Annotated in this window: 8 protein-coding genes; 5 read left to right on the top strand and 3 right to left on the bottom strand. The window is 45.3% G+C overall.

Going from position 1 to position 7,683, the window contains the following annotated elements; translation table 11 throughout:
- Positions 1-5 precede the first annotated feature (5 nt).
- The 4 genes from ACTIE6_RS12700 (at position 6) to ACTIE6_RS12685 (ending at position 3,495) form a co-directional block, all read left to right on the top strand.
- The gene (locus tag ACTIE6_RS12700) at positions 6-941 is read left to right on the top strand and encodes a hypothetical protein (protein WP_439556994.1); all 936 of its coding nucleotides are present in this window, start codon (positions 6-8) and stop codon (positions 939-941) included.
- Between the two features lie 99 nt (positions 942-1,040).
- On the top strand, positions 1,041-1,859 hold the full coding sequence (locus ACTIE6_RS12695; protein WP_439556993.1) for a phytanoyl-CoA dioxygenase family protein: 819 nt from the start codon (positions 1,041-1,043) through the stop codon (positions 1,857-1,859).
- Positions 1,860-1,862: 3 nt separating this feature from the next.
- Positions 1,863-2,672 (top strand): glycosyltransferase family 2 protein, encoded by an 810-nt coding sequence (locus ACTIE6_RS12690; protein WP_439556992.1) that lies wholly within the window; start codon positions 1,863-1,865, stop codon positions 2,670-2,672.
- Between the two features lie 58 nt (positions 2,673-2,730).
- On the top strand, positions 2,731-3,495 hold the full coding sequence (locus ACTIE6_RS12685) for a glycosyltransferase family 2 protein (RefSeq protein WP_056279096.1): 765 nt from the start codon (positions 2,731-2,733) through the stop codon (positions 3,493-3,495).
- A gap of 42 nt (positions 3,496-3,537) precedes the next feature.
- Here ACTIE6_RS12685 and ACTIE6_RS12680 read toward each other — a convergent pair whose 3' ends face one another.
- The 3 genes from ACTIE6_RS12680 to ACTIE6_RS12670 are packed head-to-tail and all read right to left on the bottom strand — an operon-like array spanning position 3,538 to position 6,671.
- On the bottom strand, positions 3,538-3,987 hold the full coding sequence (locus tag ACTIE6_RS12680) for a hypothetical protein (RefSeq protein WP_439556991.1): 450 nt from the start codon (positions 3,985-3,987) through the stop codon (positions 3,538-3,540).
- On the bottom strand, positions 3,988-5,148 hold the full coding sequence (locus ACTIE6_RS12675) for a 1-deoxy-D-xylulose-5-phosphate reductoisomerase (RefSeq protein WP_439556990.1): 1,161 nt from the start codon (positions 5,146-5,148) through the stop codon (positions 3,988-3,990).
- Positions 5,149-5,165: 17 nt separating this feature from the next.
- On the bottom strand, positions 5,166-6,671 hold the full coding sequence (locus ACTIE6_RS12670; protein WP_439556989.1) for a GH3 auxin-responsive promoter family protein: 1,506 nt from the start codon (positions 6,669-6,671) through the stop codon (positions 5,166-5,168).
- A 173-nt stretch (positions 6,672-6,844) separates the two neighbouring features.
- Here ACTIE6_RS12670 and ACTIE6_RS12665 point away from each other — a divergent pair.
- Positions 6,845-7,683 (top strand): rod shape-determining protein (locus ACTIE6_RS12665; RefSeq protein WP_439556988.1); only part of this gene is annotated, 839 nt, incomplete at its 3' end.

Raw genomic sequence — 7,683 nt, 5'->3', positions numbered from 1 at the left:
TTTCCATGTGGGTTAAAAAAGGAGTTATTTACAAACCTGACGGAAGCATGCCACATAGTTTGTCGCACGCACAGGTTCCATTTGCATATAAACACAAAGACTTTCTTCGCATTTACTTTTCGACCCGCGATGCCAGTACACAATCGCGGCCGACATTTATAGATGTGGATTATGATGATCCTAAAAAGATCCTCTACATCCACGACAAGCCCATTCTGGAACTCGGCGGACCTGGGGAATATGACGAAACCGGCGCAATGCCCGCCTGGTTTATCGACCGCCCGAATGGCGATATATGGCTGTACTACACAGGCTGGAACAGGACGCACAATTCTTACCGGCTTTCAATGGGACTGGCTGAGAGTCACGATGGTGGGTTGACTTTCAAGAAGAAGTTTGTCGGCCCCATTATGGACCGCAGCATTCAAAACCCGCTCTGGGCTGCGCAGCCTTCGGTCATGATCGACGAAGACGGTACCTGGCGGATGTGGTACATTTCAGGCCACAAATGCGAATGGATCCACGATTATCCCGAGCCTTACTACCGCGCGCAATCTGCTACTTCGAAAGATGGTATCCATTGGGAGATCAGCGATATCCCAACATTAGATTTTGACGATTTTCTGCACGCAGTAGGTCGCCCGAGCGTTTTTAAAGAAGATGGTATTTACAAAATGTACTATTCCTACCGTCACTCGCGGGATTACCGCACGGATCGCAATCAGAGTTACCGGCTGGGCTATGCCGAATCTGCCGACGGAACAACCTGGGAGCGGAAAGACCATTTGGTGGGCATTGCAAAATCAGAAAACCCGGAGGACTTCGATTACCAGATGATTGATTACGCGAATTTTTACCAGCACAACGGAAAACGTTATCTGCTGTATAATGGGAACGGCTTTGGTGCGGCGGGATTTGCTTATGCGGTCTGGGAGGATTAATCTCCTGAAAAAGACTGATCTAAGTCACTTCTGCATTGCCAAAAGAATAATAATTTTGAGCGATCATTATTACTTCAATTTCACACAAGCAATCAGAAAATGAGTACACTTCAAGAACAGTTCAACAGAGACGGGTATGTGCTTTTAAGAGATTACCTCGACAAAGACATTATCAATACAATATATACGGACGCGCGGAAGATTTTTGCGACGCAGATCAAGCATGTTACGGGCAGGTCGGTCGATATAGACGATCGTGATGCATTTGAAAATGCGATGTTTGAATTTTTTGAAAAAGATTTCAATGCATTCGTTAACACCGGGAAAACGGTACAGCATACATTTTCGCTGCACCGCCTTGGGGTTGATCCTTTGATCGAAAACCTTTTAAAAGAAGTTGGCTTGTCTAATCCGATTATCGGCGCACGCGCTGCAATGCAGTTCAACAGCCGGTTTTTGTCGAAAGACGGAAGCAAGCACTGGAAACTGGATGCGCACCAGGACTGGCGCACAGGTCAGGGATCGCTCGACAGTACGGTGATCTGGTTCCCGATGGTTGACGCCGGGGCAGATATCGGTGCACTGCAGGTGATACCAGGCAGCCATACTTCCGGTTTGAGAGAATCCTCCACTTCGGGTTATCAGGGCGGGATTACGGCGGAATTGAAAGATGAAGATTTCGTTCAGACTGAGTTTAAAGTAGGTGATCTGCTGATTTTCTCTGCGTTTTTGATCCATCAATCAGGAAACAACATTACCAACAACATTCGCTGGTCTGTTCAGCTGCGGTACAACAATCTTGATGAACCAACATTCATCGAGCGCGGCTATCCGATGGCGTACATTTACAAACCCGAAACGGAACTGGTAACACCTGACTTTCCAAGTGTGGAGCAGTTGAAGGGGGTTTTTAGTTAAAAAATGAAAGTATCAGTCTGCGTCCCGACATATAATCACGAGAAGTACATTGCACAAATGCTCGAAGGGGCTTTCATGCAAAAGACGGATTTCGAATTTGAAATTGTTATCGGCGATGATGCTTCTACGGACAGTACGCAGGCAATTATACGAGAATACGACCAGAAAATGCCCGGAATTATCCGGGCCTTTCTGCATTCTGAGAACCAGGGTCCGAGCGAGCCGCGTGAATTTGCCGGTCGTAATAATGTTCTGCAACTGGTTAAAGCCTGTCGTGGCGAGTATGTAGCGATGTGTGAAGGCGATGATTACTGGACAGATCCGCTGAAATTGCAGAAGCAGGTAGATTTCCTGGACAACAACCCGGATTTCAGCGTATGCCACCACAATATGCGCGTTGTTTACGAAGATGGATCTCCTGAACATTTATTCAATAAGCCCGATCAGAAGTTAGTTTCAGGTATTGAGGATATACTGGAAGACAAATGGTTCTTTGCCACAGCAAGCTGGTTGTACCGGAATCCATTCCTCGATCAAGATTTTGCTGAATGGCACGCGAAAGCAGCTGCCGGCGACTGGGCTTTGATGATCCAGCTAGCCGCCAGAGGGAAAATCAGCTACCTGCCGGATGTAATGGGTGTATACCGAAAGCATAGTGCAGGACTGAGCAATGTTCACGCACATACAAATATTCCTTTTTTACAAAACAGAAAGGAAATGTTTGAAAACGTAGACAAGTGGCTGGACTACAAGTACCACGACGTTGTCTCAAAAACGATAGCGGACTACGAGGCCAGGCTTGCGACACGCTGAAAATTGGCAGTTCGAATTAATAATCTTTAATTTGTACTGTTTTCAACAACTGACTTTTATGAAGCTAAGCGTCGTAATACCAGCATATAATGAGGAAGAATCCATTACACACACGCTGGTATCTCTTTACAATACATTAAATAAGTACAATATCCCTCACGAAATATGCGTGACCAACGATAATTCCAAAGACGGAACGTTGCGGGTATTGGACGAGCTTTCACTTCAAATTCCCACACTGGTTTACTACACCAACCCGGGTCCAAATGGTTTTGGCTATGCGGTAAGATACGGATTAGAGCGTTTTAAAGGAGATTGTGTAGCTGTTTTCATGGCTGATATGTCCGACGATCCCGAAGATCTTGTTAAATATTATAACAAAATGGTAGAAGGCGATTACGACTGTGTATTTGGCTCACGCTGGGACAAAGGCGGCAAGGTGATCGACTATCCCGCGCTAAAAAAAGTGATCAATCGTGTCGCTAACTTCATTGTGCGCATTGTAATGGGGATCAAGTACAATGATACTACCAATGCATTTAAGCTTTATAAAAGGGAAACTATCGAGGGTATCAAACCTTTTTTAGCTCCTCACTTCAATCTTACCATCGAACTTCCGCTGAAAGCTATGGTACGCGGCTTCAATTACGCGGTTGTTCCAAACAGCTGGACCAACCGGAAATATGGCGAGTCGAAGCTTAAAATAAAGGAAATGGGAAGCAGGTATTTCTTCATCTTAATGTACTGCCTCATTGAAAAGTACTTCTCGCAGGGGGATTTTATGAAAAAAACGACTGCACCAAAAAAGGAAGTGAGCCGCTGAGGAACAGCCGTCGTGGAACAGCCTGGATCAGTTGTGGCAATGCTACTTGATCCAATCCTGGATAAATGTGACCTTATGTGCGATGTAGGAAATCCCGAGTCCCCAGATAATCGCACTCAGCGACATCCATAGGAATATAGAGTGCTTCGGGACGCGGAATGCAACTGCCAGGATCGGCCCGAAAAGTGGTGTAAACAATGGCGGGGTCAAAAAAGCAATTCCGATGATGCCAAAACGTTTCCAGATATTGACCGCAATGCGGTTGGTCAGGGTAAACTTTTTAGGCTTCGACTTTCTGCGCTTTTTGATAAATGCCTGAATCCCCCCTCCAACATACGTCAAAACCAAAACAGTGAACATCATCCCGATTGCGGAGCAGATTGCTGTTTCTATCCACGTTAATTTCAGGATTACACCCGTGATCGGACCGCCGAAAAATTTCAGTGTACTCGCAAGTGCAACAGATAAGTATTTGAGAAGGGTGGTTTTCATTTATACTTTCACCTGGATCATATCAGAAGCGAAACGCCTGGTTGCTTCATTGGTTTCAACATAGTCGGAATAGGAAGGATTACTGATGAAGGCTATTTTGGCCAGGCTTTCTGTAATTACGTCCGAAATATCCAGAAATCCTATGCGATCGTGTAAGAATGCATCCACAGCTATTTCATTGGCAGCATTGACGATACAGGCCGCATTTCCGCCTTTTTCCAAAACCTCATAAGCGATCGCGAGATTCCTGAAAGTTTCAAGATCGGGCTTTTCGAATGTGAGTGAAGGATAATTTAAAAAATTGAATCTTGGGAAATCTGATTTCAGGCGATTGGGGTAATCCAATGCATACTGAATAGGAAGCTTCATATCCGGCAAGCCCATTTGTGCTTTGATACTGCCGTCTTCAAACTGCACCAGCGAATGAACAATACTTTGCGGATGCACGATCACGTCGATCTGGGAAGCCTGTAAGTCAAACAGCCATTTTGCTTCGATTACTTCAAGCCCCTTGTTCATCAATGTGGCCGAGTCGATGGTAATCTTTGCGCCCATACTCCAGTTGGGGTGTTTCAATGCCTGCGCCTTGGTTACCTCAGCCAAAAACGCACGGTCCTTTCCTCTGAACGGGCCGCCGGAAGCAGTCAGGATAATCTTTTCAATCGGGTTGTTTTCTTCTCCCGCGAGACACTGAAATATTGCAGAATGCTCTGAATCAACCGGGTATATACTTACCTTATGTTCCCTGGCCAGGGCAGTGATGAGTTCACCGGCTACAACCAGCGTTTCCTTGTTAGCCAATGCAATTGTCTTCCCGGCTTTGATCGCGTGAATAGTAGGTAACAGTCCGGCATAGCCGACCATTGCTGTTAAAACAATATCTACATCGTCGCTTTCCACTACCGAAACCAGCGCGTCTTCACCCTGATATACCTTAATCGTAAACGAAGCAAGAGCGGATTTTACTTTGTCAAAATGAGTTGCATTACAAATTACGACCTCGGAAGGCTGGAATTTAACGGCTTGTTCTATCAGCAAATCGGCATTGTTGCCGGCGGTAAGTACGGACACGGTAAATACTTCCGGATTTGCGCTGATCACGTCGAGCGCCTGCGTTCCAATTGAACCGGTTGACCCTAAAATGGCTATTCTCTTCTTCATTCTTTTCTATTTTAAGATCATCCCCTGTTTCTGAACTTCACCAATTCGTCTGCAATCTTCCTGTCATTGGACAAGCGAGGTACTTTATTCTGTCCGCCAAGCTTTCCATTTGCACGCATAAAATCAATGAATGCATTCTTTGGAAGTGGTACCAGTTGCAGCTTCTTTAATATACTTCCTTCGATAAGGTCTTTATAGTAAATGTTCAGCTCGGTCAGCCGACGGTCTACATCTGCCACAAACTGCTCCATATTGTTGGGCAAAGTAGCAAACTCAACCAACCATTCATGATAAGGAAGTCCGCCTTCCTGCGGGTTTACCATTGGTGCAACTGTGAATTCAACAACCTCTACTTCCGGGTGTCGCTCCATTCCATATTTAAGCGCCTTTTCAATTTCTTCTCCGATCACGTGCTCGCCAAATGCAGATATAAAATGCTTGATCCTGCCTGAAACCAGAATCTTGTAAGGGTTTGTAGAAACAAATCGTACAGTATCTCCGAGCGAGTAGCCCCAAAGTCCTGCATTGTTATTCACGATCATCGCGTAGTTTTTGCCAACTTCCACTTCTGCGATTGAATATCTTGGTGGATTTTCGTCAAAAAACTGATCGGCAGGAATAAACTCGTAAAAAATGCCGGTGTCCAGCAAAAGCAGCAATCCTTTTTCGTGCTGCACGTCCTGATAGGCAAAAAAGCCTTCCGAAGCTGGATAGAGTTCAATGGAATCAATGGGCTTGCCTATTGACTCGAACAATTTTGCACGATAAGGTTCAAAGTTCACTCCTCCATATATAAAAAGAGAGAAGTCAGGAAAAACGTCCTTGATTTTCTTGCCTGTGCGCTCGATGATTCTGTCGAAATACATTTGTACCCAGGGCGGGATGCCGGATATCAGGGACATAGGTTGGTCTATCGTCTCGTCAATGATCTTTTCCAGTTTCGTTTCCCAGTCCTCAATGCAGTTCGTCTCGTAACTGGGCATTTGGTTTCTCCGCAGATAACCTGGTACGTGGTGGTTGGAAATACCTGACAACCTACCTGTCAGTACCCCGCCTGTTTCTGTCAGTACAGGGCTGCCGGACAGGAAAATGAGCTTTTTGTCTAAAAACTGAGATTTCCCTGTTTCAGCAATATACGTCAAAATGGCATTTCTAGCCGAGTTGATGTGATTGGAAATGGAGTCTTTGGAGATCGGTATATACTTGGTCCCGGAAGTAGTTCCGGAAGTTTTGGCAAAATACAGCGGCTTGCCTGGCCAGAGGATATTGTCTGCTCCCTCCTTGATCTTGCCGATGTAACCTTTCAGGTCCTCATAATCTGAAACCGGCACAGCCTGTTTGAAGTCTGAATAGGATTGGATATCCCGAAAATGATGGTCTTTCCCAAACTCGGTACCGGCTGCTTTGGCAACCAGTTCCTGCCTCCATTTTTCCTGAACCGCAATGCTTTCAGAGATCCATTGCTTCTGCTGCTGAACAATATATCGCGCCAGCGGCTGACTCAAAATTGCTTTGATTCCCATAGTAAAAACAAAGGTACGTAGTAATTGTAAATTCTGTCAAAGGGGCTAATTATGGCGTATTTTTACCCACTTTGAGGCAACTTCCTAAATTTTTTAAATGCCTTTGTTTGTGGACAATAATCTGTAATTTTGCCAACCTGAAATCAAAGTGAGCGCAAATTTTAACAAATTATATGGGATTGTTTGATTTTTTGACTAGCGATATTGCGATTGATTTAGGTACTGCCAATACTTTGATCATTCATAAAGATACAGTAGTAGTTGACGAGCCTTCTATCATTGCCATGGATAAAACTACTGGCAAAGTTTTGGCGATCGGCCACACGGCCATGCAAATGCATGAGAAGACCAACGAAAATATAAAAACAATCCGCCCGCTCAAAGATGGTGTAATTGCAGACTTTACGGCAGCCGAAATGATGATCCGCGGGATGATCAAAATGATTGATACCGGTAGCCGTTTCTTCACACCTTCGCACCGAATGGTTGTTTGTATTCCATCCGGAATTACAGAAGTTGAAAAACGTGCGGTAAAGGATTCCTGCGAGCATGCAGGTGCCAAGGAAGTTTACATGGTACACGAGCCTATTGCAGCCGCAATCGGTATCGGGATTGACATTACCCAGCCTAATGGTGTGATGATCGTGGATATTGGCGGTGGTACTACCGAAATCGCGGTAATAGCACTTTCAGGTATTGTCTGCGAGCAGTCTGTTCGCATTGCAGGGGACGTTTTTACGCGTGATATCGTCGATTATATGCGCCGTGAGCACAACCTGCTGATCGGTGAGCGTTCTGCGGAATTGATAAAAATGGCAATCGGCTCAGCTTCACCGGAGTTGGAAGTACCTCTGGATGATTACCAGATCCGCGGCCGCGATTTAATGACGGGTATTCCCAAAGAAATTCGTGTGACGTATAGTGAGATCGCGTATTCTCTTGACAAGTCCATTTCCAAAATCGAGGAAGGCGTGATGAAGGCGTTGGAAATCTCTCCACCTGAGCTTTCAGC

This window comes from Dyadobacter sp., assembly GCF_051859145.1.
GTDB lineage: Bacteria > Bacteroidota > Bacteroidia > Cytophagales > Spirosomataceae > Dyadobacter.
Note: the sequence above shows the minus strand (reverse complement) of the source record. Positions and strands in the feature narration are given on the sequence as shown.

Coding starts and splice junctions, on each gene's coding strand:
- ACTIE6_RS12700 (WP_439556994.1), top strand. CDS start 6: ATGTGGGTTAAAAAAGGAGTTATTTACAAACCTGACGGAAGCATGCCA.
- ACTIE6_RS12695 (WP_439556993.1), top strand. CDS start 1,041: ATGAGTACACTTCAAGAACAGTTCAACAGAGACGGGTATGTGCTTTTA.
- ACTIE6_RS12690 (WP_439556992.1), top strand. CDS start 1,863: ATGAAAGTATCAGTCTGCGTCCCGACATATAATCACGAGAAGTACATT.
- ACTIE6_RS12685 (WP_056279096.1), top strand. CDS start 2,731: ATGAAGCTAAGCGTCGTAATACCAGCATATAATGAGGAAGAATCCATT.
- ACTIE6_RS12680 (WP_439556991.1), bottom strand. CDS start 3,987: ATGAAAACCACCCTTCTCAAATACTTATCTGTTGCACTTGCGAGTACA.
- ACTIE6_RS12675 (WP_439556990.1), bottom strand. CDS start 5,148: ATGAAGAAGAGAATAGCCATTTTAGGGTCAACCGGTTCAATTGGAACG.
- ACTIE6_RS12670 (WP_439556989.1), bottom strand. CDS start 6,671: ATGGGAATCAAAGCAATTTTGAGTCAGCCGCTGGCGCGATATATTGTT.